26 protein-coding genes and 1 tRNA gene are annotated in these 25,969 nt (G+C 59.4%); 9 read left to right on the top strand and 18 right to left on the bottom strand.

Translation table 11 applies throughout. From position 1 onward, the window contains the following. Positions 1-19: 19 nt before the first annotated feature. Positions 20-451, bottom strand: coding sequence for a hypothetical protein (locus OF122_RS06500; protein WP_264226991.1), 432 nt, complete (start codon positions 449-451; stop codon positions 20-22). Between the two features lie 397 nt (positions 452-848). Between OF122_RS06500 and OF122_RS06495 the strand changes: the two genes are divergently transcribed. Next, positions 849-1,331, top strand: coding sequence for a DUF305 domain-containing protein (locus OF122_RS06495; RefSeq protein WP_264226990.1), 483 nt, complete (start codon positions 849-851; stop codon positions 1,329-1,331). Positions 1,332-1,676: 345 nt separating this feature from the next. After that, positions 1,677-2,609: a helix-turn-helix transcriptional regulator gene (locus OF122_RS06490; protein WP_264227626.1), complete on the top strand. Its 933-nt coding sequence runs from the start codon at positions 1,677-1,679 to the stop codon at positions 2,607-2,609. A gap of 332 nt (positions 2,610-2,941) precedes the next feature. Here the strand turns inward: OF122_RS06490 and OF122_RS06485 are convergent, their stop codons facing one another. Continuing rightward, positions 2,942-3,667: a GIY-YIG nuclease family protein gene (locus OF122_RS06485; RefSeq protein WP_264226989.1), complete on the bottom strand. Its 726-nt coding sequence runs from the start codon at positions 3,665-3,667 to the stop codon at positions 2,942-2,944. Between the two features lie 300 nt (positions 3,668-3,967). Between OF122_RS06485 and OF122_RS06480 the strand changes: the two genes are divergently transcribed. Both OF122_RS06480 and OF122_RS06475 read left to right on the top strand, forming a co-directional pair. Then, the gene (locus OF122_RS06480) at positions 3,968-5,773 is read left to right on the top strand and encodes an ATP-dependent nuclease (RefSeq protein WP_264226988.1); all 1,806 of its coding nucleotides are present in this window, start codon (positions 3,968-3,970) and stop codon (positions 5,771-5,773) included. Between the two features lie 8 nt (positions 5,774-5,781). Next, on the top strand, positions 5,782-7,605 hold the full coding sequence (locus tag OF122_RS06475; protein ID WP_264226987.1) for a UvrD-helicase domain-containing protein: 1,824 nt from the start codon (positions 5,782-5,784) through the stop codon (positions 7,603-7,605). A 698-nt stretch (positions 7,606-8,303) separates the two neighbouring features. Here the strand turns inward: OF122_RS06475 and OF122_RS06470 are convergent. The 7 genes from OF122_RS06470 to OF122_RS06440 all read right to left on the bottom strand — a co-directional run bounded on the left by OF122_RS06470 (position 8,304) and on the right by OF122_RS06440 (position 12,660). Continuing rightward, the gene (locus OF122_RS06470; RefSeq protein WP_264226986.1) at positions 8,304-8,624 is read right to left on the bottom strand and encodes a hypothetical protein; all 321 of its coding nucleotides are present in this window, start codon (positions 8,622-8,624) and stop codon (positions 8,304-8,306) included. Further along, positions 8,617-8,937, bottom strand: a complete 321-nt coding sequence (locus OF122_RS06465) for a DUF6634 family protein (RefSeq protein ID WP_264226985.1) — start codon at positions 8,935-8,937, stop codon at positions 8,617-8,619. Before OF122_RS06465 ends, OF122_RS06470 begins: the two co-directional genes overlap by 8 nt. Positions 8,938-9,159: 222 nt before the next feature. Beyond that, the gene (locus OF122_RS06460) at positions 9,160-10,710 is read right to left on the bottom strand and encodes an AAA family ATPase (RefSeq protein WP_264226984.1); all 1,551 of its coding nucleotides are present in this window, start codon (positions 10,708-10,710) and stop codon (positions 9,160-9,162) included. A gap of 187 nt (positions 10,711-10,897) precedes the next feature. Then, on the bottom strand, positions 10,898-11,248 hold the full coding sequence (locus OF122_RS06455) for a hypothetical protein (protein WP_264226983.1): 351 nt from the start codon (positions 11,246-11,248) through the stop codon (positions 10,898-10,900). A gap of 49 nt (positions 11,249-11,297) precedes the next feature. Then, the gene (locus OF122_RS06450; protein WP_264226982.1) at positions 11,298-11,549 is read right to left on the bottom strand and encodes a hypothetical protein; all 252 of its coding nucleotides are present in this window, start codon (positions 11,547-11,549) and stop codon (positions 11,298-11,300) included. Next, entirely contained in the window at positions 11,549-12,343 is a 795-nt protein-coding gene (locus tag OF122_RS06445) for a hypothetical protein (protein WP_264226981.1), read from the bottom strand. The genes OF122_RS06450 and OF122_RS06445 overlap by 1 nt, the downstream gene beginning before the upstream one ends. Positions 12,344-12,583: 240 nt before the next feature. Next, positions 12,584-12,660: transfer RNA gene (locus OF122_RS06440), tRNA-Ile, on the bottom strand. Positions 12,661-12,839: 179 nt separating this feature from the next. Between OF122_RS06440 and OF122_RS06435 the strand changes: the two genes are divergently transcribed. Further along, positions 12,840-13,559, top strand: a complete 720-nt coding sequence (locus OF122_RS06435) for an SIMPL domain-containing protein (protein WP_264226980.1) — start codon at positions 12,840-12,842, stop codon at positions 13,557-13,559. Positions 13,560-13,606: 47 nt separating this feature from the next. On the opposite strand, the gene OF122_RS06430 is transcribed toward OF122_RS06435, so the two are convergent. Continuing rightward, positions 13,607-14,434: a sulfite exporter TauE/SafE family protein gene (locus OF122_RS06430; RefSeq protein WP_264226979.1), complete on the bottom strand. Its 828-nt coding sequence runs from the start codon at positions 14,432-14,434 to the stop codon at positions 13,607-13,609. 127 nt (positions 14,435-14,561) lie between these two features. Then, positions 14,562-15,005, bottom strand: a complete 444-nt coding sequence (locus tag OF122_RS06425) for a secondary thiamine-phosphate synthase enzyme YjbQ (RefSeq protein WP_408636313.1) — start codon at positions 15,003-15,005, stop codon at positions 14,562-14,564. 191 nt (positions 15,006-15,196) lie between these two features. Between OF122_RS06425 and OF122_RS06420 the strand changes: the two genes are divergently transcribed. After that, positions 15,197-15,562: a hypothetical protein gene (locus OF122_RS06420; RefSeq protein WP_264226978.1), complete on the top strand. Its 366-nt coding sequence runs from the start codon at positions 15,197-15,199 to the stop codon at positions 15,560-15,562. Positions 15,563-15,704: 142 nt separating this feature from the next. After that, complete coding sequence (locus OF122_RS06415) at positions 15,705-18,050, top strand: OmpA family protein (protein ID WP_264226977.1); 2,346 nt, start codon at positions 15,705-15,707, stop codon at positions 18,048-18,050. Positions 18,051-18,087: 37 nt separating this feature from the next. Here OF122_RS06415 and OF122_RS06410 read toward each other — a convergent pair whose 3' ends face one another. After that, a complete protein-coding gene (locus OF122_RS06410; protein WP_264226976.1) occupies positions 18,088-18,717 on the bottom strand; it encodes a GyrI-like domain-containing protein in 630 nt (209 codons plus the stop codon). Positions 18,718-18,846: 129 nt separating this feature from the next. Between OF122_RS06410 and OF122_RS06405 the strand changes: the two genes are divergently transcribed. Then, positions 18,847-19,458 (top strand): tellurite resistance TerB family protein, encoded by a 612-nt coding sequence (locus tag OF122_RS06405; RefSeq protein ID WP_264226975.1) that lies wholly within the window; start codon positions 18,847-18,849, stop codon positions 19,456-19,458. Between the two features lie 66 nt (positions 19,459-19,524). Then, on the top strand, positions 19,525-19,698 hold the full coding sequence (locus OF122_RS06400; protein WP_264226974.1) for a hypothetical protein: 174 nt from the start codon (positions 19,525-19,527) through the stop codon (positions 19,696-19,698). Positions 19,699-19,706: 8 nt separating this feature from the next. Here OF122_RS06400 and OF122_RS06395 read toward each other — a convergent pair whose 3' ends face one another. From OF122_RS06395 to OF122_RS06370, 6 genes are all read right to left on the bottom strand, one after another. Further along, complete coding sequence (locus tag OF122_RS06395) at positions 19,707-19,931, bottom strand: hypothetical protein (protein ID WP_264226973.1); 225 nt, start codon at positions 19,929-19,931, stop codon at positions 19,707-19,709. A 108-nt stretch (positions 19,932-20,039) separates the two neighbouring features. Continuing rightward, positions 20,040-20,324, bottom strand: a complete 285-nt coding sequence (locus OF122_RS06390) for an HlyU family transcriptional regulator (RefSeq protein WP_264226972.1) — start codon at positions 20,322-20,324, stop codon at positions 20,040-20,042. A 70-nt stretch (positions 20,325-20,394) separates the two neighbouring features. Then, the gene (gene rpoD, locus OF122_RS06385) at positions 20,395-22,467 is read right to left on the bottom strand and encodes an RNA polymerase sigma factor RpoD (protein WP_264226971.1); all 2,073 of its coding nucleotides are present in this window, start codon (positions 22,465-22,467) and stop codon (positions 20,395-20,397) included. A 201-nt stretch (positions 22,468-22,668) separates the two neighbouring features. Further along, complete coding sequence (gene dnaG, locus OF122_RS06380) at positions 22,669-24,591, bottom strand: DNA primase (protein ID WP_264226970.1); 1,923 nt, start codon at positions 24,589-24,591, stop codon at positions 22,669-22,671. Between the two features lie 68 nt (positions 24,592-24,659). Next, positions 24,660-25,217 carry an HdeD family acid-resistance protein gene (locus OF122_RS06375; protein WP_264226969.1) on the bottom strand — a complete coding sequence of 186 codons (558 nt, stop codon included), beginning with the start codon at positions 25,215-25,217 and terminating at the stop codon, positions 24,660-24,662. Positions 25,218-25,278: 61 nt separating this feature from the next. Next, a complete protein-coding gene (locus tag OF122_RS06370; protein ID WP_264227624.1) occupies positions 25,279-25,734 on the bottom strand; it encodes a GatB/YqeY domain-containing protein in 456 nt (151 codons plus the stop codon). Between the last annotated feature and the right edge of the window lie 235 nt (positions 25,735-25,969).

The following is a 25,969-nucleotide window of genomic DNA, read 5'->3' as shown; positions in this document are numbered from 1 at the left end:
GGCGGGTCAGAAAACAGAGTTATGCGCTCTGTTCCGGTCTCGGGGGCTGATCAATTGGTGCAGGACGATCTGCTATCTGAGTCCTGACATGAGAATGTTTCCACGACCGCGGCCAGTCGGGTGGACTCGCCCAGCGGGCGTTCACGATTATGGGCGTTTCATGGACGTGGTCGGTGTTGTCGTGCTGGCCAGCGCCAAATGTGCCCGCCTTTTCAATCTGCGGGTCTGCACTCCACTCAATCGCCGTCAAATGAGTTTCCGCAGTGGGGCCATGCAGCGGGGCGTGGCTCGCCTGTAGAGGCAGCGCAACAACGATTACCCACGCCACAACGATCAGGCGCAAGAACGTTTTCCACGAAGAGGCGTTCGCCGTTGGACCGGTCACTGCCGCAATTTGCCCCAATACGATGACTACCTTGTCACCATAGGGAACCGAATCGATCAGGTCCACCCAAAGACGTTCCCCTGCTGAAGCGCCGACCATGGAAGATTTCTCATCAGACTGATGCCCGAATTTGCGAAATTGATTCTTCTTCCGTTATTGGTCGTGTTCAGCCTTCTGGCTGCGCCGAGCGCCATGAGTTCGCCTCCGCAAGATGGGCAGCAGACGGCTGCGCACCACAACGACGTGGAGCACGATTTAAGTGGCCACGAGGAGTGTGCAGCGATTGCCTGCTGCCTGATGCCTGCCAACACAGCTCGCCCGATACTTTTGGAACGAACGGCTGTTCTGGTTGATGCCTATCCTGTCCTGCACAGAAGCGGCGAAGATCCCAAGGTTCCTGCCCCTCCTCCAAAGCCACTGGTTTGAACCGCGATAACGATCAATTTCAAACCGGAGAATACCAATGAAGACGTTCAAAACCCTCGGCCTCGCCATCCTCTTGACCAGCACAACGTCAATTGCGATGGCGCAGGGCATGGATCATTCCAACATGGATGGCATGTCCATGGACGGAATGAGCATGGATGCCGATGCCAATGAAAGCTCGGATTTGCCCGAAATCTGTCTCGAGAACGCCGGCCACATGGCCGGCATGTCGATGGACATGGATATGGGTGCAATGATGGAGGGGATGAGCGAGGGCCACCAGGCCATGATGGCCGATATGGGTGCCATGCATAACGATATGATGGCGGCCATGATGGCCGAAGACTTCGATGTCGCCTTCATTTGCGGCATGATCCCACACCATCAGGGCGCTCTCGCGATGGCCAACGCGGCCCTCGAGTATGCCGAGGACGAATGGGTAAAGGAAATCGCCCAGGAAATCGTCGACGCCCAAGAACGTGAGATAGCCGAAATGCTTGAATGGCTTGAAACCCAGTAAGCACCAGGTGACCGGGGCGATCCCGGTCACCTTCTTACCTCAGCTCGATCGCGGCATTGGACATGTTTAATGGCGATCATCTGCCATAGCGGCAATGCCCCAGTCGTACTCCCCCGTTGACAGGTTTCAGCGGCACAAGAGGACCGGCAGCTTCTGGGACGGAACCAAGGTGGGCTGAACGGCCGGAATTGGGGCGCGTTGCTGCCATTCAGGACTGGGGCGCCACGACGTCCCATTAGACCTGCCTGGCGGTCAGAAGATGTTAATCGCCGCGCTATATGGAGGATCGCGCGATCAAAGTTCCTGGCGATTCTTGTGGCAAAAAACCAACAAAGCTTGCGCGCTATGTTCGGCGCAGAGATAAGGTCTCGGCGCAAGGCTAGGCGACTGACCCAGAAAGGACTGGCCACGATTGCCGGTGTGTCCATTCCATCGGTTCGCCACGTTGAAAATGCTCGGGGCCAGCTCAGTTCAGTTTCAAGCATCATTGCGGCAGTTGGGCTGGTTTGGGGATGGCCCGATAGCGTTACCCACGACCGGGGGCGATCCTTGGCAGCCTTGCGCTTGGCGCGCGGCTTATCTCAACGGGCCATGGCGCGTCGGATCGGCGTCACCCAACCAACAATCGTCGCACTCGAAAACCGCTTTACCGGCACACTTCCCGTCTTGCTCGCCTATCTCGGTGCCATCGGACAAAAATCTGCGCTACGCGATCCAAGGGTGCAAGGGCGCTCCATCGTGCCCAAACCCAATCCGCCCGAAGCCGACATTGTGATGACGACGCCGTCTTTGGCTCGGCGTGTCATCGCTGCATTCGCTTCTGAAATGGACGGGCTCGTGCTCGAACCGGCGCGCGGCCAAGGCGCCTTCTTTGACCAGCTTCCTAAGCACCTCGAGCGGGATTGGTGCGAGATTTCGATGGGCCGGGACTTTTTCGGCTATACGCGCAAAGTGGATTGGATAATCACCAACCCGCCCTATTCCGATTTCAGGGAATTTCTCTTCCATGCACTCGATGTCGCCGACAATATTGTCTTCTTGTGCCCCATCAACCATTTCGGCACCAAGCGCCGGTTGCGCCAAATCGGCGATGAAGGGTTCGGGTTCAAGCGGGTGATATTGACCCCTCAGCCAAAAGACTGGACCTCGGCAGGTTTCCAGATTGCCGCCACCCACCTCCAGCGCGGCTGGACCGGTCCATGCACGACCGAAGCTCTGGCTTTGTCAGCCAGCAACCCACTTGCTGCACGGCCAAAAGTGGAAGCTAAGGCCGCTTAGCTTCACATTGCTTGCATACCCCAAATTGCCTCGGGAAGGTCGGCAAACCCATATTCCGATAATCGAAAGTTATCGGAACATGCCTTTCCATGGAGAGCAAGTCTGCCGTCCTCGAACGGCAGCAACGCGCCCCCACTCCGGCCATTCGCCAAGCTTTCTCAATTTCTCTAAAACGGACGTCGCCGCACGGTCCAGTGGCGGCGTATCGAGCGACCAGCAGAAGGTTCCTGGCCCGGATGCGGCTGTGCGTCCCGATCTCATAGTTGAGTCGAAGGAGTCACTGGCCCACCGTTGATCCCTAACGCCGCAGCGGGAGCAATCCAGAGGGCCTTCTATGTGCCATCGGTAGATGTCGGCTGCATCGCCTCTAATGTGGCGTATCTCTTGCGAGCCCTACGAATTGCCACCTGTGCCGGCAGGAGACGATCAGGAATGACCAAGGCAAGCGGACGTCGGGCTTCCGCCACTTCATCTTCCGGCCAACGCAGATCGACCCCTGCACCAGGTCGAGGCAGACCACCCCATCGCTCCATTCCCGGAGCTTGAAACCCTGCAGCTAGCGCACGTCGTAGCCAGAGCCCCTCAATCACCGTGGCCGCTGAAGCAGGCCCATGGCTACGGGGCTGACCGGGAACGAATTCGAGCAGAGCGAACTCAACCGCGACGCCTCGGGCCTCAGCCCAGCGTGCCAGGTCCCAGGACGATCGGCCTTCTCTGCCGCGGATGTGATCCTTGACCCTGCGCACGTAGTCGACTGCCTGACCAATGTAACAGGCACGATCTTCGCCATGTTCGGCCAACAGACCGTAGATCCAATAGCCGGCAAGACTGTCGCGCCGCTTTTCGTTGAGTTCGCGGCTGACCTTTGTGCGAGCTTCACGCGTATGATTGACGAAAGGGAAACGGACACGGAAGCGTTTACCTTCAGCGTTTTCCACGCCGAGATAGTCCACGCCATTGCGAACCACCGACCAGCCTTGCTCGCCGACATAGGCCAATAATTGCGACATATCGCCAATCTCGCCGGAGTCGATTTTTTCCTGCAGCGATCTCTTCACTTGACCGTCCCCCGCCCGATAGAGCTAAAAAGGTAGCTGAAAAACATCAAGGTTCAAGGGAACGTCACATTCGTCGGCGCTGCGCTGTCCGAGGATATGGCTTTGCGCGCCCATTTCGGACGTTCAGGAAGCTCCCGCTTACTCCCAAAAGCTGCCGATAGAATTCTGACAAAGAAACTAAGCCCATCCAAGGCCCGTACCGACGACGCGAACCATTTCGCTCCTTTGCTTCACCATCAAATCGGAGGTAACAAAGGAGACGATGAATTATGAAGATGCTCGGGGCTTGGGGGGGCGATTTTGAAAGTTCACGCTGTATCGATCAAGAATTTCCGCGGCATAAGTTCAACCAAGCTCGTTCTGCCAGATCATGCCGTCCTCATCGGCGACAACAACACCGGCAAATCCTCTGTTCTCGAAGCCATAGATCTCGCTCTTGGGCCGGATCGACTGAACCGCCGACCTCCCGTCGACGAGCACGATTTCTATGAGGGCAATTATCTGGCTGTGGCTCCGGCTCCGGCCGATGACGGGGCAGCCCCAGCAGAGCCGCAACCCGCCCCGCAAATAACCGTAGAGGTCACGATCATCGGGCTGTCAGAGGAGCAGGAAGCCCGGTTTGGCGGCAACATCGAGTGGCTCAACGTCGAAACTGGAGACTTCTTCACGGAAGCAAATCCTGCGGGCGTGGATGCGGCGAACATTAAGGCGGCGCTGCGCGTCACGTTCGTCGGCGCATACGACGGCGAAGAGGACGATTTCGTTGGCAATACCTATTACGCGCGCAGCTTGACGGAAGAAGAGACTCCAGTACCCTTCTCTAAGAAGGACAAGCAGCACTGCGGCTTTCTCTTCCTGCGCTCACTGCGCACGGGCTCGCGTGCGCTCAGCTTGGAGCATGGCAGCCTGCTCGACATAATCTTGCGGCTGAAGGAAATCCGGCCGCAAATGTGGGAAGGCACGATCGGCACGCTCGCCGGATTCGATGTCGCGAGCGATCCCGCGATCGGCATTTCGGGCGTGCTCGAGAGTATCGACAAGTCGCTGAAGAAATATGTGCCACGAGAATGGGGCGTAAAGCCGCATCTCAAGGTATCAAACCTCACGCGCGAGCATCTGCGCAAGATCGTGACCGCCTTCATCGCCACCGGAGATGGCGCCCATGCCGCACCCTTCTTCCGGCAGGGCACCGGCACGATCAACATGCTGGTGCTGGCGATGCTGTCGCAGATCGCCGAGGATAAGCAGAACGTCATCTTCGCGATGGAGGAGGTCGAGACCGCGATTCCGCCATATGCCCAGAAGCGGATCGTTCACGAACTACGCAAGCTGGCGGCCCAATCGATCGTTACCTCGCACTCGCCCTATGTCCTTGAAGAGTTCAAGCTCGATGAGACGGTGATCCTGTCGCGGGCGAATGATGGCATCCTTAAGCAGGCGCAGATCGCGCTGCCCGACAGCGTGAAGCACAAGCGCTATCGCCAGGAGTTTCGGACACGGTTTTGCGAGGGCCTGCTGTCGCGTCGCGTCCTCATCGCCGAGGGCGCGACCGAGGCGAGTTCCTTTCCGGTCGCGGCCCGCCGGCTCTCTGAACTTAACCCCGCCACCTATGCCTCGCTCGAGGCTCTCGGCATCTGCATCATCGATGCGGGTACCGAGTCGCAGATCGCCGACCTCGGCGGGCTCTATAAGGGTCTCGGCAAGCGGACTTTCGCACTTTGCGACAAGCAGACCGACCCCGCGAAGGCCGCAATCGAAGCCCAGGTCGAACGCCTGTTCATGCACGAGGAAAAGGGCATCGAGGATCTAATCCTCAAGAACACGACCCAAGCCGCGCTTGAACGCTTTTCCGATGCGCTCGATTGGCCACCGCACCTGTTGCAGAAGTTCCCCGATCCGAAGACCAACCTGATCGACGCGCTGAAGGAGTATTTCGGCTGGGCGAAGGGAAATTGGGGGATCGCGGATTTCCTCGGCCAATGCTCCGAGCCCGAAGTTCCGTCGTGGATTCGCGACACCTGCGTGACGCTCAAGGCGATCTGCGATCCACCGCCCGCCCCGCCGCACGAGAATGGCGAGGATGCTGCCGTCGAGCCCATCGAATAGAGGGGCCGATGGTCGATCTGACACCCGCGCAAAAGGATGTTCTAAAGGAAGATGGGCACCAGCTCGTCGTAGGTGGGCCTGGCTCAGGCAAGACTACAGTGTCCATCTTGAAGGCAGCAAAGATCGCCCGCGAGAAGCTGAGGCCGGGGCAGCGCATCCTATTCCTGAGCTTTGCGCGCGCGACGGTCTCGCGCGTTTTCGAAGCGATTGACGAAGAGCAGTCGGTCATGAAGGAAGACAAGGAGCGGATCGAGGTCGATACCTATCACTCCTTCTTCTGGCGCATTCTCAAGGCGCACGGCTATCTGGTCGGGTTTCCTCGCCGCATGGCGATCCTGACGCCTCCCAATGAAGCGATTGCGCTTTCAGCGATCCGCAGCGGCTTCAAGGCGCCCTCCAAGCTGTCAGATGAGGAGAAGGCGCAGAAGGCCGCGCTGGAGGTTGCCGAGCGGATGCGGCTGGCGACCGAGGAAGGCAAGATCTGCTTCGATCTGTTCGCCGAGCGCGTGGCCACTTTGCTGCATGGTTCCACCAAGGTCCGCGATCTCGTGTCGACCATGTACCCGTCCATCATTCTCGACGAGTTTCAAGATACCAGCGCCCAGCAGTGGCGCGCGGTCGAGGCGGTAGGCAAGAGCAGCACACTGATCGCGCTAGCCGACCCTGAGCAGCGCATCTTTGATTTCATCGGCGCCGATCCCGAGCGCCTCGATCACTTCAGGAAGGCGTTCAAGCCCTCCGAGCATGATCTGGCCGGGGACAATCACCGCAGCAAGGGGACCGACATCGCACTGTTCGGAAACCACCTTCTTACCGGCAAATTTCGGGAAGAAGCGTATCAGGGCATAGACTACGAGGGATTTGCCTCGAATCCTAATCAAGCCTTCGCCTCGCTTGTCGCTCAGGTTCTGAAAGCTCGTAAGCGGCTAGTCGCGACGGCCCGCCGAGATTGGTCGCTTGCGATTCTGGTGCCGACCAAGCGTATGACCCGGCTGGTCTCCGACAATTTGCGCGCGCCCTTCGGCAACGTGCCTCCGATCGCACACACTGCAGCCGTCGACATGGAAGGCCCGATCCTGGCGTCCGAGGTGATTGCCTTCCTTCTCCAGCAGCGAAGTCACGTCGGTTGCTTTGACGAATTCGTCGACGTGCTTTGCAGTTATTTCAGCGGCCGAGGGGGTCATGCACCGACCAAGGGCGATCTGGCGGAAGCGGCGCGGTTCCGCTCGGCGCTGAGCAGGTGGAATGACTGCCTTGCGAAGGGGAAGGCCGTTCCGGCGAACAGCGTCCTGCAAGCCACGTTCGCGGTCCACGAGGCTGCAACGGCTGTTGCGCTGTCCGGCCGGCCTGACCACGATTGGACCGCCGTTCGAGCGGTGCTTGAAGCTGGTGCTTGCACTCGGCTCGGCGAGGTTGCGAAGGAGGCGCGCAACGTCCGGCTTCTCGAACGCGGAACGCAGCTCCGGCAAAGCCTATCGCAGGACTGGCGCGATACGGGCGGATACAAGAACGCGCTCGCTGTCACTCGTCAAGCGTTCGTGCAGGAGCATTTTGCGACCGCTCACAAACCGGAGTCGGGTGTCGTCGTGATGAATATGCACAAGGCGAAGGGGAAGCAATTCGATGAGGTCATCATCTTCGAAGGATGGCCGAAGCGCTATAAGGGCGAGATCGTCGGCAACCCGGATCGCATTGTGGGCGGCAATGTCCGCGCGGGCGCGATGACGCAAGCTCGCCAGAATTTCCGCGTGAGCGTAACGCGCGCGAAAACCCGCACGACGATCATGTCGCCTAACGACGACGTGTGCGTCCTGCTGATCCCCGACAAATAGGCTATGCGGCGGGCGCTGTGAGTATGCAATGTCACGAGCTGGTAGCGGCGGCTGCCTATTGCGACGGTAACGCGGTCAAGTCATTTGCCTGCGTCTTAAGGCAGTCAATCCATGATCTGCCCCCAGCAACGGACTGAAAGCTTCCGGCCCCCATTTTGCCTCTTCATCCGTGACGGGGGTCCCAACGCGATGCCCGATATAAGGTCGTTCAGATGGGCAGCTACAACGACTGTGACAGCGGCTTTTCCGTATTTCAGGCGAAACGGAGATACGCCCGCGCCAGTCGTTCGAAGTAAGTGCCCTTTTCGCGTTCGGTAACTGCTGCGTTCCGATACTCGCCCAGCAGCTTGTCAACGGCTGACATGGCTCCCCCAAAACAAAATGATTGCACCCCATCAGCTTGGTGCCATGATGTGGCCCAAGAGGCAACGGCGACCGGCGCTTAGCCTTCTTGTATCGACCAAAGTCCGATCACGACACTTCCAAGATTTCACGCACCGACCGCTCATCGCCGGTCGTCTGATTGACAGTTACAAGCTCTGGCACGCCATCTTCCCGGTGAAGCCCAACTTTGGCAGTCGAATTCCCATGCAACGTGCGCGATGTCGAACGTGGCAACGATCTTGATTTTTTACCGGGACAGCGTTCCGAGAGGACTTCGTGTGCATGCTCAAGCACGGCTTCATCATCTACCCATGTCATATCCTACCTCTCTCATGCTGCCGCACCAGCTTCATCGCCGCCGCAATCAGGTTGTTGTCGCTCGGGTAATGCGGTATCTCGACCCGTGGAAAATACGACCGCGCAAATGTTAGCGCTTCTCGCACACGACGGACAGCGAGAGACTTGCCGTCGCCCGCGATAATCTCGCGCATTTCATCAAGCATGATGTCAGCATCGATGCCGCGTCCGAGCTCGAATTCGACGCATGATTTCGCATGCTCCATCAAATCGAGCATGCGCCGAGCGTAGTCTGAAAGCGGTTCGTCGGGTAGGCGGTCAAAAAGGTCGTCAGTCATCGCGCAGCCCTTTCATTAGATACCGCTCCAGTGTCCTTCCAAGCCGATAATATCGCGAAATCGTCCGGCACCAGCTGTAATCCTCGGCGAAATAGATCACCGCGCTAGTCGTGCAGGGCCCGTCATCAATCGTCGGATGACCTTCCACAAAGCCGCAAATCCGATTGCCGCCCATTTCGCTATCAGCCCAAGCATCAAGAAGCGGCGCATCGGCCAGCTGCTCTGACGTCGGCTCCCGCCCGGCATGGATTTCGTCCAGCGCCACCTGGGCGGCTTCAAGCTTTGCGCGTAGTGCGCCATCAACAATTCTCATGATCATCTCCGATTCCACGCCGCCCAGGTCGCCTTTGTGACCACCCGCTCGTGAGCCGTCCCCTTCGCTGCTTCCAGCAGCTCCGGCACAGCATCGGCGCCCACTCGCAGGACCTCTTCTGCTGCAGCCCGGAGGCGAGATGTTCCCGCCTCCCGCCGCAGCCGCTCGCATAGCGCGAGGACATCGCGCAGCTGTTCGTTCTCTGTCATGTCGGATGGCTCCCTAAGCTCGAGCCATCCAGCTCTCGCGGGTCGCAATCGTCGCCATGATTGAGACCCTGAGCTGACGCAGGCTACCGCCGTTCCAGCCGCGCCGGATATTCTCGAGCTCGTCTTGCGCGAGATCTTCATGCCACCTAGGGTCCCTGCCCCACTCTTTCGCCAGGTCGTCGAGGATTTGCCGGCTCAAAGTCCCGACATGCTGCCATTCAGGATCCGGCATTTTTATTATCCGCATGCGATCGCGAACCGGGTCCGGGACGCCGTTGAGGTCGTTGGCGGTCGCAAAGTGAGAAATCATGCTCAGATTGACCTCGGCATCGATCGCAAGATCCCTGATGGCCTTGGACTGCGACGTCTCGAAAAACGGCAGCAATCCTTCGACCGCAGAGCCATTGTGGCGGCTGGGATCGACTTTCTCGATTTCGTCCCAGACGATCACGCCGTTGCCCTTGCCGCTCGACTGCACAAGCTGCAGGGGCACGCTTGGCCTTGCCGTCGACCACTGACCAGATGTCCCGATGAGCGATGCGTCGTGCACCCCAGACATCGAATACGTCTGACAGGGCAAACCCACCTGCTCTGCGATCGCCCGCGCAAGACTGGTCTTCCCTGAGCCTGGCGGACCCACAAGAAGTGTCGGTCGAAAGCGAGCCGGATCGACTGCAGCGAGGTCGCCCAGCACGGTATCGATCACCGAAGCGGCGTGCGGCCACCTAGCCTTGAGCGCACGCGCATGACCGGCGACATCGCCTCGCGTGATGAGCGGAAGCGGTTTTCCTGCCAATTCTTTGAACGCCCGACGCGCATCTCTCTGCCCCCCTGTGCCGCCATCCGGCAGCTTCGGGATGACGACATGCCCCGACGACTTCCCGATCGACGAGAAGCCGCCACCAGATTTTGACGGCAGGTTGGCATCGATGTCATCGAGCTTTTCATTGAGAGCAGCGATTTCAGACTGCACATCTACAGCCGTTTCCGCTGCTTCAGCAGTCGCAGCGACATACTCGTCATAGCTATCGTGCAAGTCTTTGATCGCACCGATTCCGCAGTCGATCATGAGATCGAGATCGCCGGCTTCATAGCCATCCTGGCCAGCACACGGTTTGAAATACATTGTGTCGCGCATCAGTGCGATGAGAAATGCATCACCAAAGAAGCGATCGATTTCATTGAGCCCAGGACGATAGCCAGCACGCTGAATGTAGCGAAACAGGGCATCTTCATCGCCCATCAGCATCGCAAGAAAATCAAGTGATGCGCTGGCATTGCGGTCCCACGGCAACGCGTCGCGCAATGCCAGCGCGCTCGTTGCAGTCGGGGCATCCAAGGCATTGTCGATCGCCGCCAGCAGATTGTCGCTGTCGCCGTCTTTCAGCTTCTGCTTCTGAAGCAGCGCGATCTGCCGCAAATCGGCAGACGGATTGTCACGCAGCGGCGGGAGAGCTTTTCGTCTGTCGTCGACAGTCATGACCGTATCGCCGGCGAGGATTTCGGCACGGCGGGTCTGGCGTTGGCGCAATTGATCTGCGCCCGAGATATCGGGTTTTTTCATGTCTGGCCCTCATGGCGCAGTCCTCTCGCCCAAATGGCGTAAGGAGTGCTTTTAGATTTGGGAGCCTGCAGACAAGCACAGGCCGACAAGGATTACCAGTCGAAACCGCGGTATTGGGGTACGTTTAGTTAATGCGGATTAGCGAATTTCTCGGCGTGGAAAAACCGTTATGGCGGTGGTAAATCCATTATCGGATTTTCTGACCCGTGAGCTGTGCGTAAAGCAGCGACAAATGCGCGGCAATGACTTCACTGTCTACGCCATCTACAGAGGCCTTCTCGACGGCGTCTTCCAAGGTTTTTAAGCGCACGGAATGGACGCGGGCGTATTGCTGTTCGACGTAATCCAGAACGTCTTGCGGCACCGGTGCCTCTTCGGCCAGCCATTTCTGCGCGGTGCGGCCATTTACGCCGCCTATACGGGCCAAACGGGACGATGCGGCATCGGGAAAGATGAGCGCGACGCGGGCACGAAAGCTCATGCCGGCATCCGGATCGTCGTGGTCACTGTTGCCGTGCGGCAGGTCTGAAAATGACATGGGCGCCTCTGCTGAATCGGGTTCACGATACAGCAGAGTGCTAAATGGGTCACGGGCTTACACGCTTTTCCGTCTGGGCCTCCAGACTGACCCAGCCACCATTCGATCGGGAGAGATAGCTCGTCATTGCCACTTTGGACGGATCCCACTGCGACAGATATTCGACGACAACCAGATCATCGAGGCTCTCATGATCGCGAACGCGGCAGGCGCCATTGGCTTCATGATCGATGACCATTGCCAGACGCTTGCGACCAGTGCCGTCGAGGCGATCGCGGATAATCTCAAGAGATTCGCGCATCACAACACCCCCGCCATCTTGAGCTGTTTCTCATACGTCCCGATGAAGTGGCGGGCACGCTCAACCGCAGTTTCATAATCGGTTTCGAGCAATGCTGTGCAGTAGTGCCCCACCGAGCTGTCCGTTGCGGACCAGCCGATGTCGTTTGCCAGTTCGGCATGATCGCTGTCAGCCGCTGTCAGAGTGCGCAGGCCCTTTGCGATCACGTCAGCTGGCCAATTGGCATAGGGCGACCGCTTGCGCTTGAAGCCCTCGCCACGCTCGAATTTCGCGATCTTCTTATTGGTGGCGCGGACCAGATCCCAGAGCCGCCAATATGCGCCGCGCCCAAGTGGAAACCGGCCGATCAAGTCCGGCCATTCCTCAGCTTTCGAACACGCTGCTTTATATGTCTTCAGAAGCGACGCCGCTTGAGCCTGCAGCTGGCGTGTCTCATCGACATGTGACGCAATCCATTCTTGCTGCTCGCGCTCTTCCGCCTCAGCCTTGCGCCGTTTCTCTTCTTTGCGCGCCTCCCGCTCCCGCTGGATGGCCGCATCATTCATCATCGCGGCATCATCTAGGCGGACCAGCACACGCTCGATCTGATCCGGCGATGCCACCCCTGGAGAGTAGGTCGCCATCCAGTCGCGCCCCTCCATGGTGCAGCGGATGCCAACGCTGCGCAGGTCTTCTTTGCCGATACGATACAGGCGCCAAAACGCGTCTGTGGCTCGCGCTTTGTATATGGCACCGTAGCGCGTCCAGATAGTGCTGGGGACAGCTGGCAAATATGCCGTAGTGGTTTGAGTCATCGCTTATCTCCGTCTCATGCGCCCGATGGCGCTAAGCTCAAAGACAGTGTGTCGCCTGTGATAAATGATTGCAACCACAATCCTTTTTGACAAAAAATTGTAAAAAAGAAGAGACAGCGCGGACGTGAGATGGGGTCGCTTCGGCGGCCCGTGAAAAAGGGCCGCTGGGGTAGAGGGTTCCGTAATGGGTTCCCTAAAGGAAACGGGCGCCTCCGATCTCTCGGAAACGCCCGGATTTCTTGGTGGGCCCGGAGGGACTCGAACCCCCAACCAGACCGTTATGAGCGGTCGGCTCTAACCAGTTGAGCTACAGGCCCACGCTTCGTTCTCCTAGCGGGTCAGGGCGTTGAGGTCCATGGGGTTTTGCGTCTGTTTACCGTTTTTTCCAGCGGTCGGCCCGGCTGCCGCAAATCCGTCTCAATGCATTAGGAAAACTTGATTGTTCTGCGAGGGGCACAACCAATTTCCAGCAATTGAGAATTCCAGGAGACAATTCATGCGCATTCCCCTGACGCTCGCACCCATCGCGATGGCCGCCCTGATAGCCAGCCCGGCACTTGCCGACACCATGACCCTGAGTGGAACGGGCACTGTGCGTGCCGCGCCGGACATGGCCACCATCAATACCGGTGTAACCACGCAGGCCGAGACGGCGCGCGAAGCGCTCGACGCCAATTCGGCCGCCATGGCCGATTTGGTCGCCGCACTGCGCGAGGCCGGACTCGAAGGCCGCGACATCCAGACATCGGATTTCAGTGTCAGCCCACAATATGTCTATTCGGACCGTCGGGACGACAATGGCTACAGCCTCCCGCCGGAAATTCAGGGCTATCAGGTGTCCAACACCGTCACCATTGTGGTCCGCGACCTCGAAGCGCTCGGCTCCGTGCTCGATCAGGCAGTGACCGTCGGCGCCAACACCATCAACGGCATCGTTTTCGCCGTTGACGATGTCACCAAGCTCGAAGAAGAAGCCCGCAAGCTTGCCTTCGCCGATGCCTTGGCCAAGGCCGAGACCTATGCCGGCGCTGCCGGGTTGCGTCTGGGTTCGATCGAGTCGATTCAGGAAGTCGACATGCAGCAACCGCCCATGCCCATGTACCGCGCCCAGGCCATGGAAATGGCGGCCGACGCTTCGGTCCCCGTGGAAGCGGGCGAAATGTCCTATTCGATCACCGCAACCATCGCGTGGGAAATCGAGGACGATCGCGACTAGTCGAACGTCACCTCAGGAGGGCCGGGTCTCACAGGATCTGGCCTTTTTTATATGCCGACCGCCTGCAGGATCATTCGGGCGCCCACGACAATGAGAAAGATCGCGAACACGATCTTGAGTAGCCTGGCGTCGAGTTTGTGAGCCAGCGCCACGCCAATGGGCGCGGTCAGCGTCGCAAGGCCGCCGATGAGCACAAATGAGGGGATGTTGATGAAGCCGATGCTCAACGGCGGCGCTCCCACGGCACTCCACCCCGAGATAACGAACCCGACAACCGCAGGAACGGCGAGCAGAACACCCAGCGCCGAGCTGGTTCCCACGGCAGTATGAATTGACACTCCGAAAGCGGCCAGCGTCGGTACGGTCAGCGATCCGCCGCCAATGCCCATGAGTGCCGAGACATAGCCGATCACCGCCGCTGAAATGCGGTTGACCATCGGCACCCCGGCCAGCGCCTCCATCATCCGGCGTTGAACCGGAAGCGCCATGTTGAGGGCAATGAACAGCGCCATCACACCGAAGATGATCTTGAGCGCGGCGGCACTGTACAGCCCCGCCATCAGCCCGCCCAGCAGCGACGCACCAACAATCCAGGGCGCCCAGAGTTTGACGACCTTGTGGTCCACAGCGCCCCGCTTGTCATGGGCGCGCGCACTGCGCAAACCGGTGGGAATAATGACTGCAAGCGAGGTGCCGACGGCCACATGCATGATGATTTCGGGATTGTAGCCCAGCAGTTGATAGGCAAAGACCATGGCGGGAACCATGATGATCCCGCCTCCGATGCCGAGCAGGCCGGCCATGACGCCGGACAGGGCCCCGGTCAGCGCCAGACCGATGGCAAAGGGAAGAAATTGGGTGATGAGTTCGGACACGGAAATCTGTTCCTGAGCGCGGGGAAGTCGTGCGCCCTGCGTAAGAATAACGAAAGCCCGACTCTTTTACAGGCGGGTGATCCCGGGAATATCGAGCACTTATTGCTCTCTGTCGAGGCCCCCCGGGTTACTCCTCACCCAGAACGTGGAGAACGACCTGGCGCCGATGTGGCGCGTCACGATGCTCAAAAAGATACAAACCCTGCCACGTCCCCAACGCCGGACGGCCATCATTGACCGGAATGCAAACCGAGGTCTGAGTCAGCGCCGCCTTGATATGAGCGGGCATATCGTCGGGCCCTTCGGTGGTATGGGTGATCCAGTCCATGTTGCGCGGCACCAAGCGGGAAAAGAAAGTCTTTAGGTCAGCCTGAACGTCGGGATCGGCATTTTCCTGGATGAGAAGAGAACAGGATGTGTGCCGACAATAGATTGTCAGAAGGCCATCGCGAATACGGCTCGAGGCCATAAAGCGCCCCAGCTCGGGCGTGAACTCGTAAAGCCCCTGTCCGCGCGTGGTGATTTCCAGTGTCTCGCTCCATTGCTGCATGCCAGCACCTGTTTTTCTCATGTGCTGCCACCCTATCCGAAACCTGGCGCGGAACCCAAACGGGTTGATCGCGTTTTTGTGACATCTCGAGCGCGCGCTATCGATGCGGCATCGCACCGCCCTTTCACGGTGTCGCACGCGGCGCGCGCTCGACACCTGACACCGACTGGCGGACGTCCGCTCGCCGATGTGTAACAGAATGGAGACTGAAAATGGCTGATATTGATCGCGACTACACGGATCGCAATCGCACCGAGCGCGAGCGCGTCTATGCAGTCAATTCCGGCGGGAGCGCCGGCTGGTGGATCGGCGGCGTGCTTGTTCTCGCGGTGCTGATTATTGGCTTTATTGCCCTGAGCGGCGGCGAACCGGCCCCTGTGGATACGGTACCCACGGCCGTTGAAACAACGCCTCCGACGACCGAGCCCGCCCCAATGACCGAAACTGCCCCGGTGACCGAACCGGCTCCGACCGTCGAAGCGGCGCCTGAGGCGGCGGCCCCGGTGGAAACGGCTCCCGCTGAAGCTGAAACGGCTCCTGCAGAGGCGGCTCCCGTCGAGGCGGCCCCCGCGCAATAACTTTTTTGGATGCGGGGCGTGTCATTCCGTCTACGCCCCGCTTTCGTTCAGCTTGGCGTCATTTTGACAATGTTATCCATCCCTTTCATGTGACCGCTTTGCGCGGCCACATCATTTGCCGGGGGGCAGAGGAGAAAATCCCATGAAGCTCAAACAATTGCTCTTGACCAGTACCGCCATGCTCATGCTCGGTACCCCCGTGGCGCCTCTTTTTGCGCAAAGCGGCAATGCCTCATTCACGGTCGCCCAAGCCGCGCCCCCTGCTCTGGCCGGCGCCATTCAAACCTATCTCGAAGCTCAGGCCGCTGTGGAAGCAGCCGAGGCTGGCGGTGGCGACGTAGCTGCTGCCCAGGAGACCCTGGCCGCTGCGCGCGATGAACTCGGTGCCCTGTGTGCCGCCATCGGACAACCCGATATCGACGCCTGCATCGCCATGTTCGAGGGTGGTGAGATAGCTCCCGTTGCCCCGGCACCGGAAGCCGAAATGTCGGTTGAAGCTGAAGGCGAAGCAGCTGTTGAACCAGAAGCGGAGGCCCCCCAAGCCGCCCCTGCCGAAGAACCTGCTCCCGTAGAGGCGGAAGAGCCTGCTCCAGCGCCTGCTGAAGAACCTGCTCCGCTCGAGGAAGCAGCGCCAGAACCAGAACAAGAGGCAGCGCCGGTTGAGGAGGCAGCGCCCGCCCCGGCGGAAGAGCCTACCCCTGAGCCTGAACCTGCTCCGGTTGAAGAGCCCGCCCCAGCTCCCGCTCCAGAAACTATGGAAGATGCCGAACCTGCCTCCGAAACTCCGGCAGATGAAACCGCCGCCCCCGTCGAACAACCTGCGGCCGATGCAGAATCCTCAGCTCCCGCCTCCCTGCTCGATGCGGTAGCCGCCTATGAAGCTGCAGTTGCCGAATTCGAAGCGGTCGTTGCCGCTGGTGGCGATACGAGTGCCGCGGCCCAGGCTGTGATCGATGCCGAAGCCGAGCTTCAGGGCATCTGTGAGGCCCTTGGCCAAACCGATCTCGACGCCTGCCTGGCGGGCTTTGATATCGAACTCGATATTATCGATGTCGAGGCGGAGCTCGATGGCATGGCTGAAGCTCCTGCCACCGAGGAAGGCGAGGCGCCGGTCGAGGAAGCCGCGCCAGAGGATGAAGCGCCGGCCCTGGAAATGGACGACAGCATCCTTCTCGAAGGTGACGTTCAGGGCGAAATCGTTCCTGAAGGCACCAGTGAAAGCGAAGTTGCTCCGCTTCTCGACAGCCAGAAAGACGCAGCTTCGGGTGTAATGGAAGAAGAACAGGACGACGCTGCCGCCCAGCCGGAAGGCGAAGCCGGCGCTGAGGTTGAAGCTGAGGCTGAGGCTGAGGCTGAGGCTGAGGCTGAGGTTGAAGCTGAGGCGGAAGCTCAGGGCGAGCCCGCCACAGAACCCGCCCCTGCCCCCGAACAGATCGATGTGACCGAAATTCCGTCGATTGAAACCGAGGAGGGCCAGGACCGTCAGGAAGTCTCGATCCAGGAGATCGAGGAGGCTGCATCGGCATCGTCTGCGGCGACCCTTCAGGAACGTTCGGGCCAGCAGCAAGCCAACCAACAGGGCGGCGTTCTCGTCGGTCCGGTCCGCGAAGGTCCCTCCAACGCAGAAATCATCGCCACCATCGGCCTGGCCACGATCTTTGCGATCGGCGCCAACCAGTTCATCAACACTCCCGATACCCCACGTATCGTCTATCCCGACGATCAGCAGTATTACGTCGAGAACCTGTCGGATGGGCGCACCCGCGAAACCATCCTGCGCGCCGATGGCAGCCGCATCGTGACGATCCGCGATCGGTACGGTGACGTTATCCGCCGCTCGCGGATCGAGCCGGACGGGCGTGAAATCCTGCTCGTTTACGTCGATCCCAGCTATCGCCGCTATGACGATCAGGGCCGCTGGATCGATCCGGGCCGCCAACTCCCGCCGCTGGTGCTCAATATTCCGCCCAGCGAATATGTCCTTAACGCGTCGGTCGCCAATGAACAGCAGGTCGCAACCTTCCTGGACCAGCCGCCGGTGGAAACCATTCAGCGCTACTACACGATCGACGAAGTCAAACGCTCGTCCCGTCTGCGCGACATGGTTCGCCGTCTTGAGATCGCCGACCTGACCTTCGAAACGGGCAGCGCCAACATCTCGCAAAGCGAGATCGGTACGCTCTCGGCGACGGCCAACGCCATGCTTGCGCTGATCCGGGACAATCCGGCGGAGACCTTCCTCATCGAGGGCCATACTGACGCCGTGGGATCGGACATCTCCAATCTGGCCCTGTCCGACCGTCGTGCCGAAGCTGTTGCCTACGCACTGACCCGCGTTTATGGCGTCCCCGCCGAAAACCTTGCGACGCAGGGCTATGGCGAGCGCTATCTCAAGGTCAACACGCAGGCCGCTGAACGCACCAACCGCCGCGTCACGATCCGCCGCATCACCCCGCTCATCACCCCGATGAACGGCGCCGCCGGATAAATACGGACGTACAACGCACAAAGACCAAAGGCCGGGGCTAGCGCTCCGGCCTTTCCTTTACCGGTTGCCGCAAGACCGTTTTGAGTTTTTCAGGCGCTGTCTTGCGCGGATCGCCAAGATAGATTTCGTGATGTTTGCCGGTGGGCACCCATCCATTTTCGGGCAGATAGTGATCGTGCATCCGGGCCAGAACGGGCCCTTCCTCATCATACGAGCCGATGTGAAGCACCTGCACGGCCCTGCCTTCCTCCAGCGCCTCGACCCGCAACAGATCCAACGCCGGCGGTTGCTTCTTTTTGCGGACCGCCTCGATGGTTGACGCAATCATCGCCGGACCGATCCAGTCTGGCACCATGATCATCATCGTCCAGTCCCATTTGTCCTTCTCACGGGCAACAAAACTCCGCATATTCTTTGCCCACCACAGCCCTTCGAGCGGCGGGACGGTGTAATCCCTGTTCAATTGGGCCTTGGAGGCGAATTTTAGCGCATAGGCGACGCCATAGAGTGTCTCGACCGCCTCACGATAGGACCGCTCGACATTGGGATCCCCGTGCCCGTCGATCATCAGAAACCGCATGGTGGGCACGTCGACGACGTGGAAACCTTTCGACTTTGTCGGGCCGTATAGCGATTTGAGCTGCTTTTTGAAGTCGACCTTTTCCAATACCAATTCTCCACCCGCTTGGACGCAAGGATAAGGAGCCTCCTTAAAGATTGGAAAGATTTCTTGCGCAGTTTGCCCGCAATCCCCATTTGTGTGCTTCAGGAAAATATCGGAGATTCTTTTTACGCAATGTTCGACATCGACAAGATCGTAACGGCCCTCAAGACCGATCCAAACATGCAGCGCACAGCCGGTGCAGGCGCCGCAGGCCTCGCTGCGGGCATGCTGCTGGGCGGTGGAAGCATCAAGAAGATTGCCAAATATGGCGCCCTCGCTGCGATCGGTGGTCTCGCCTACAACGCCTGGCAGAAAAGCCGGCAGGACAACACCGCCCCGGATGTCGAAACCCCTCCCCCGGGCCCGTTCATGCCCGCGCCGTCCGACGAGATCGGACAGGAGGCGCTGGGTAAGGCATTGGTGCGCGCCATGATTTCGGCCGCCAAGGCTGATGGGCGTATCGACGGGGACGAAAAGGAGCGCATATTCCAACGGCTCGAGGACATGAGCCTGTCTGCCCAGGAAAAGGCATTTGTGTTTGATGAGCTTTCGACCCCGCTCGATATCGAAGCGGTGGTGCGCGGTGCCGATACGCCCGAACACGCCGCCGAGATATACGCGGCCTCACTCGTTGCTATCGACGCCGACACGGCAACCGAACGCGCCTATCTTGAAGCCCTGGCCAGCCGTCTCGGCCTGCCCGACGCGCTGGTGGCCGAAATTCACAAGGCTGCGGCTCGTTAGAATTTTCGGGAACGAATCGCGGGTTTTGCGCTTAACATTGATCGAACGTGGAAGCGGGAGGTTGGCATGACCTATCTCGACCCGGATCAGACGCGCCATGCAGGCTTTGGCCACATCGTCCTGCGAGTTGTCGCGATCCTCGCCGTCCTGGCTTTTGCCTGGTTTGCCCTCACTGTCGGTAGCGAGAACTCAACGGGGCGTCCCGAAATCGTTCCCGAACCGACAGTCAGCACGTCCTGACGTCCACCCTACTTCTTGCCGCTGCGCTTGATCGACGTGATCTTGAGCGGCGGCACACCCGATTTTTCCGAAATTGCCCGGTCCTGATCCATAATCGCGGTCAGCGCCGGTTCATCGCCATCGAGCCCGCCAAGCAACCCGGCATCCACCTTGCGGTTGGATCGTTGGCTGCCATCCTCATAGACGATGTCGAAAAGCACGAACTCCGTGCGCATGGTTGGCTTTCTGGCCATAGGGTTTCCAATCTTGAAATTGAACAGGGCTGTCGCCAGCGCGACAGCCCATCTTTGATTTTTGCAGAGCGACAAACCTGGAGCGCGTCCGGAAAATGTAGGAATTCTCTAGTCGAACAGGAAGCGGCCCTGCTCTTTGATGATTTGCCGGCCTTTGCCTAGGGTCGCGGCGACGCAGTCATCCTTGTTGGAAAATTTGTCGGCCCGGATGAAGGAATAGGTCTTGGTCTCCCCATCGATCTCTTTCTCGATGGTTCCGGCGATCTGATATTCACCGCCCGCTTTCATCAAACTCGCCTTGATGAGATAGCCCTCGAACTCTTCCTGGGCGTCGACACTGGGCGCTGCTGGCTGCTTTTCGCCACCACCGAACAGATTTTTCCAAAACGACATCGCAAACCCTCCATATGCACGAGGCGGCCATTGGCCGCCCCGATTTGTCACCAGCTTAACGCCAGCTGGACTAGTTGTCCAAAAAGCTCCGCAACTTGCGGCTGCGGCTGGGATGCTTGAGTTTGCGAAGAGCCTTGGCCTCGATCTGGCGGATACGCTCGCGCGTGACCGAGAACTGCTGGCCCACTTCCTCGAGCGTATGGTCGGTATTCATGCCGATACCGAACCGCATGCGCAACACGCGCTCTTCACGCGGCGTCAGCGAGGCGAGAACCCGCGTCGTGGTCTCGCGCAGGTTCGACTGGATCGCCGCATCGATCGGCTGGATCGCATTGGTATCGGGAATGAAATCCCCGAGGTTTGAATCCTCCTCGTCGCCAATCGGCGTTTCGAGCGAGATCGGCTCCTTGGCGATCTTCAATACCTTGCGCACCTTGTCGAGCGGCATCTGCAACTTTTCGCTGAGCTCTTCCGGCGTCGGCTCACGGCCGATTTCATGGAGCATCTGGCGCGACGTCCGAACGATCTTGTTGATCGTTTCGATCATGTGCACCGGAATGCGGATCGTGCGTGCCTGATCGGCAATCGAACGGGTTATCGCCTGCCGAATCCACCAGGTCGCATAGGTCGAGAACTTGTAGCCGCGGCGATATTCGAACTTGTCGACGGCCTTCATGAGCCCGATATTGCCTTCCTGGATCAGATCGAGGAACTGCAACCCGCGGTTGGTGTACTTCTTGGCAATCGAGATCACCAGGCGAAGGTTGGCCTCGACCATTTCCTTTTTGGCAATGGCGGCTTCGCGCTCACCCTTTTGCACCTTGGAAACGATGCGGCGGTATTCGGCGATATCGAGACCGGTTTCGGTCGCCAGCGTCTGAATTTCAGCGCGCAGCTCGTCAATCGTCGCCCGTTCGCGCGATACGAAGTCCGCCCAACCCTTTTCGGGGCGCTGAAACACCTTGTCGGCCCAATCGGGATCGAGTTCCGACCCGTAATAGGCGTTGAGAAAATCGTCGCGCTTGATCTTATAGCTCTCGGCCAGACGCAACAGGCGACCCTCGTTACGAACGAGGCGCTTGTTGATGTCATAGAGCTGTTCAACGAGGCTTTCGATACGGCTGGCGTTGAGCGAGAGGGACTTGACGTCCAGGATCACCTGATTGCGCCAGGCATCCAGTTCCTTGACCTCGCTGGCGTCCAGAGACTTGGCGGCAAGCTGGTCTTCGACGTGCTGGTCCTGGACCTTGCGCATGCGCCCATAGGTCTCGGCAATCCGATCGAACGTCTCCACGACCTGTGGCTTGAGCTCCGCCTCCATGGCTGAAAGCGAGAGATTGTTCTCGTACTCATCGTCATCATCGTCGTCGTCGGGCTGGCCGCCTTCGCTCGCGCCCTCTTCCTCACCGCCTTCGGCTTTTGCGGGCCGCTCGGCACGCGACGCAGGGGCGCCCGACGATACACCTGCCGGAGCCGGCGCATCCTCGTCTTCGTCCTCGTCATCATTGCCCGCCGTCGCGTCCGCCATCTTGGCGTCGGGTCCGGCATAGGTCGCCTCAAGATCGATGATGTCGCGCAGAAGGATTTCGCCCTCGGCAAGCTGGTCACGCCAGATGATAATGGCCTGGAAGGTCAGCGGGCTTTCGCACAGCCCGGCGATCATGGTTTCGCGACCGGCTTCGATGCGCTTGGCGATGGCGATTTCGCCCTCGCGGCTGAGCAGTTCGACCGATCCCATTTCGCGCAGATACATGCGCACCGGATCGTCGGTCCTGTCGGAACCGGACTTGGCATTGGACGTATTGGCGACCGCCGTGGTCCCCGTCGTCGCGATCTCGCCACCTTCCTCGTCACTGCTGTTGTCAGCCTCGGCCTCTTCGACCTCGTCCTCATCGACGACATTGATGCCCATGTCCGAGAACATGGCCATGATGTCTTCGATCTGCTCGGAGGTCACTTCTTCCGAAGGCAGAACCGCATTGATCTCTTCATAGGTCACATAGCCGCGCTTTTTGGCGGTCTTTATGAGCTTCTTGACGGCGGCATCGGAAAGATCGAGAAGCGGCCCATCGGGTGCTTCGGTCTGCGATTCCGGCTTGCTGTCGGTCTCGGTCTTGGTCTGGTTGGCTGCCTTGGTGGCCATATAGTTCGCTCTCCTGAGCCGCACCATGGTTTGCGGCACTGGTGTCATCACCCGATGATCGCACATGAACTGGGATTGAAAGACATCACAGGGTTAACAAATCGCTTCTTTGATGCGAAACAACCCTGATTCTGGTTCGAATCCATTTGCTGTAGGAGCGCTCCATACACGCAAAAGCGCACAGACACGAATCATCTTTTTTCAAAGACTCCGCGTCGCACGCCCGGATAGCGAACCAAATCCCTCGATCAATGCCTCAGTACCGTCGACACTGGAAATCTGATTCTGGATGTCACGCAGCCGCTCGAATGCGTTTTCGCTCAGGTCTTCGCCTAGCGCCAGTTCGGCTGCTTTGAGTTCCCTATTTAGTTGAACGGATTTGTAATGCAAGGCCAGCGAGTGCTTTAATCCTGTTTCTGCGTCCGACTGCGCGGTATCCGCATCGGCCTGCCATATCCCTTGCCGCGCCAATTGGCTGCGCATTTGGTCCAGCACGGGCCCGTGCCCACGCGCGATCAGCGCTTCGACGATCCCGTTGGGTCCAAGATCGGGATGGACGGTCACAAGATCGAGAAATGCCGCCAACACCTGTCGCGCCGGCAATGACTGGAATTCGATTTCCGCCAACGCTTCCAGCCGGGCCTGCGCCAGTTCTGGGTGATTGACGAGACTCATCAAAATCACGGCTTCCCGCGGAATGACGCCCGGCGTCGCAGCGCCTTTCAACAGCCGCGAATTGCGCAAGGTATCGGAAACCAGCATCTTGGGGTTACCGCGCTGTCCGGTGCGCCGTTGATCATATCCATTATTTCGCCCCTCGCGCCGGTACTGCCCCCGCGTCGAGATAAACAGCGACGAGATTTTTTCGTCGAACGCCTGACTGTAATGGCGCCGCACTGAAACATCGGCGATCCGCGCAGCGCGTTCACGCAGCCGCGCCTCCAGCGCCGCGCGCTGCTCGGGCGCTTCGGGAATGCCCCCCGCCGTCTCCATGGCCCAAACCGCATCTGCCAGCGACCGACCACCTGCGATCAGCTCGGCAAAGGCCTGCCGCCCCTGCTGTTTGATGAGGTCGTCCGGATCGAGCCCGCCGGGCAGCGTGACGATCGAAACGCTCTTGCCCGGTTTGAGCATGGGTAGCGCTATATCGACAGAGCGCTCGGCGGCCCGCATCCCGGCGCTGTCGCCATCGAAACACAAAACCGGGATATCGGTCATGCGCCAGAGAAGATTGAGATGATCTTCGGTCAGCGCCGTCCCGAGCGGCGCCACCGCGCCTTCAAAGCCAGCGGCCACCGCGGCGATAACATCTAGATAACCTTCGACAACGATCAGCGGCTTGCCGTCATATCCTGCCTGCCGCGCCGCTTGCCCGTTGTAGAGCGTCTGGCGCTTGTGAAAGAGCTCGGTTTCCGGGGAATTGAGATATTTGGCCGCGACATCGGCGCTCAGCGCCCGGCCGCCGAAGGCGATCACCCGCCCGCGGAAGTCTGTAATGGGAAACATCAGTCGGTTGCGAAACCGGTCATAGGGCACGGGAATCTCGTCGCCATGGACGACCAGCCCCGTATCGATCATTTCCTTGGCCGAAACACCGTTGGCCGCCAGAAACTCCTTCAGTCCGTTGCGGCTATCGGGCGCAAATCCGATCTTGAACCGCTGCTGCATGGCGCCCGACACACCACGCTCAAGCAGATAGCCCCGGGCCCGCGCGCCCACATTGTGAGCCAGCGCTTCTACGAAATACGCCGTCGCCAGATCCATGACGTCGTAGAGCGACCGTCTTGCCTCAGCGCGTTTTTCCGCCTTTTCATCCCGCGCGGGCATTGGCACACCTGCTCGCCCCGCCAGCAGCTCCACCGCTTCGGGAAAGCTCATTCCTGTCTTGTCGGTCAGAAAGCGGAAATGGTCTCCGCTCGCCCCACATCCGAAACAGTGGTAGCGCCCCCGCCGGTCGTCGGCATGAAAGCTGGGGCTCTTTTCACCGTGGAACGGGCAGCAGGCCCACATATCGCCTTTGCCGGGCTGGGATTTGCGCTTGTCCCAAACCACATGCTCGCCCACCACCTGCGTTATCGGCAGGCGATTTCGAATCTCGTCCAGAAAATGATCGGAAAAGCGCATGGACGTTAGGTAAGCGCTAGCCGGCGCTTTGTCACCTGTTCCCGCGCTTTTCCTCCTTATTCACAGCCTCAGTGGCCCGCTTGCCAAAGCCGCCAGGCAAGGCCAAGCAGGCCGAAGGCAAAGACCATCATCAGCACGCCGCCAACCATGACCAGGGCCACGGCGGCCTCGAGCGGCCAGAAGGCAAGCAAGAGCCCGAACAGGACGTAAAGCACGCCGCTGAGCAGCACCGGCCAGATCTTGGCGTAGAGTTCGCGTTCGCGCACGACAACGACAATCTCCATGGCCCCGACAAAAATCGCCTGAAAGGCAACCAGATAAACGAGGAATGCCGCGGTAATCAGCGTACCCAGCAGCGGCGAGATGAGAATCAGGATGCCCACGACGATCGAGAGGGCATTGCGCACCACGTCGAACCAAAAATTGCCGGTTTTACCGCCTCCGAATGTGATGGCCCACAAACCCAGCACCCCGTCGATGACGAACAGCGCCGCCGCCAGGGTCGTTAGCACGAGAAGGGCCGCTCCGGGAAACAGTACGGCATAAATCCCCGCGAGCAGCATCAGCACCCCGCGAAGCCCGGTGAGAATGGATGGAAAGCGCGACGACTTGTTTTCGTCAGCCATGATAGTCCCCTAAGCCGCAACAACCCGGGAACCTTACGCCTGATATTTGCGTGAGAAAAGATCAGGCGCCGAGCTGTGCCTTGACCTGCTTGGAGGCCTGGCCGAAATCGATCTGTCCGGGGTATTTGGCCTTGAGCACGCCCACGACCTTGCCCATGTCGCGCAGCCCTTCGGCTCCGGTTTCGGCAATGGCCGCCTTGATCGCCGCATCGACCTCGGCCTCGGTCAGGGGTTTTGGCAGGAATTCCTTGATGATCTCGATTTCCTCGCGCTCCTGCGCTTCGAGTTCGGGCCGCCCGTTCTGGCCGTAAAGTGCCGCCGACTCCTCGCGCTGCTTGACCATCTTTTGCAGGATGGCAAGGATATCCTCATCTCCGATGCCATCCTTGCCCTCGCCCCGCGCCGCGATTTCACGGTCCTTGATGGCGGCATTGATGAGTCGCAGCGTCGTCGTCCGGCGGCCGTCGCGCGCCTTCATGGCGTCCTTCATGGCAGCACTGATCTGATCGCGCATGATCGGTTTCCCTTGAGGTTCGTTGTCCTGTTTTGGTGCCGTTCCTATAGCCCAAGCGTGTCCGCAAAGCCAATCGCTTGCCCGATTCATGCTAAGCTTTTGATTTTGAACACTTTCAATTCCCAACGACTCGGTTGACCGCGCCGTGCCCTTCAAATAGGTTCGCGCAAATTCAATATAGGGCGGAGCAGAACCACCAGACGGCGACCATCGCCGGAGGTTCCGCGCGCCTGAACTG

The organism is Pelagibacterium flavum (assembly GCF_025854335.1).
Taxonomy (GTDB): Bacteria; Pseudomonadota; Alphaproteobacteria; order Rhizobiales; family Devosiaceae; genus Pelagibacterium; species Pelagibacterium flavum.
This window is presented reverse-complemented; position numbering and strand designations above follow the sequence as displayed.

Excerpts from the sequence above, each read along its gene's own strand:
- OF122_RS06495 (WP_264226990.1), top strand. The coding sequence starts at position 849 with ATGAAGACGTTCAAAACCCTCGGCCTCGCCATCCTCTTGACCAGCACA.
- OF122_RS06490 (WP_264227626.1), top strand. The coding sequence starts at position 1,677 with ATGTTCGGCGCAGAGATAAGGTCTCGGCGCAAGGCTAGGCGACTGACC.
- OF122_RS06475 (WP_264226987.1), top strand. The coding sequence starts at position 5,782 with ATGGTCGATCTGACACCCGCGCAAAAGGATGTTCTAAAGGAAGATGGG.
- OF122_RS06470 (WP_264226986.1), bottom strand. The coding sequence starts at position 8,624 with ATGACTGACGACCTTTTTGACCGCCTACCCGACGAACCGCTTTCAGAC.
- OF122_RS06465 (WP_264226985.1), bottom strand. The coding sequence starts at position 8,937 with ATGAGAATTGTTGATGGCGCACTACGCGCAAAGCTTGAAGCCGCCCAG.
- OF122_RS06460 (WP_264226984.1), bottom strand. The coding sequence starts at position 10,710 with ATGAAAAAACCCGATATCTCGGGCGCAGATCAATTGCGCCAACGCCAG.
- OF122_RS06455 (WP_264226983.1), bottom strand. The coding sequence starts at position 11,248 with ATGTCATTTTCAGACCTGCCGCACGGCAACAGTGACCACGACGATCCG.
- OF122_RS06450 (WP_264226982.1), bottom strand. The coding sequence starts at position 11,549 with ATGCGCGAATCTCTTGAGATTATCCGCGATCGCCTCGACGGCACTGGT.
- OF122_RS06445 (WP_264226981.1), bottom strand. The coding sequence starts at position 12,343 with ATGACTCAAACCACTACGGCATATTTGCCAGCTGTCCCCAGCACTATC.
- OF122_RS06435 (WP_264226980.1), top strand. The coding sequence starts at position 12,840 with ATGCGCATTCCCCTGACGCTCGCACCCATCGCGATGGCCGCCCTGATA.
- OF122_RS06425 (WP_408636313.1), bottom strand. The coding sequence starts at position 15,005 with ATGAGAAAAACAGGTGCTGGCATGCAGCAATGGAGCGAGACACTGGAA.
- OF122_RS06420 (WP_264226978.1), top strand. The coding sequence starts at position 15,197 with ATGGCTGATATTGATCGCGACTACACGGATCGCAATCGCACCGAGCGC.
- OF122_RS06415 (WP_264226977.1), top strand. The coding sequence starts at position 15,705 with ATGAAGCTCAAACAATTGCTCTTGACCAGTACCGCCATGCTCATGCTC.
- OF122_RS06405 (WP_264226975.1), top strand. The coding sequence starts at position 18,847 with ATGTTCGACATCGACAAGATCGTAACGGCCCTCAAGACCGATCCAAAC.
- OF122_RS06400 (WP_264226974.1), top strand. The coding sequence starts at position 19,525 with ATGACCTATCTCGACCCGGATCAGACGCGCCATGCAGGCTTTGGCCAC.
- OF122_RS06395 (WP_264226973.1), bottom strand. The coding sequence starts at position 19,931 with ATGGCCAGAAAGCCAACCATGCGCACGGAGTTCGTGCTTTTCGACATC.
- OF122_RS06390 (WP_264226972.1), bottom strand. The coding sequence starts at position 20,324 with ATGTCGTTTTGGAAAAATCTGTTCGGTGGTGGCGAAAAGCAGCCAGCA.
- rpoD (WP_264226971.1), bottom strand. The coding sequence starts at position 22,467 with ATGGCCACCAAGGCAGCCAACCAGACCAAGACCGAGACCGACAGCAAG.
- dnaG (WP_264226970.1), bottom strand. The coding sequence starts at position 24,591 with ATGCGCTTTTCCGATCATTTTCTGGACGAGATTCGAAATCGCCTGCCG.
- OF122_RS06375 (WP_264226969.1), bottom strand. The coding sequence starts at position 25,217 with ATGGCTGACGAAAACAAGTCGTCGCGCTTTCCATCCATTCTCACCGGG.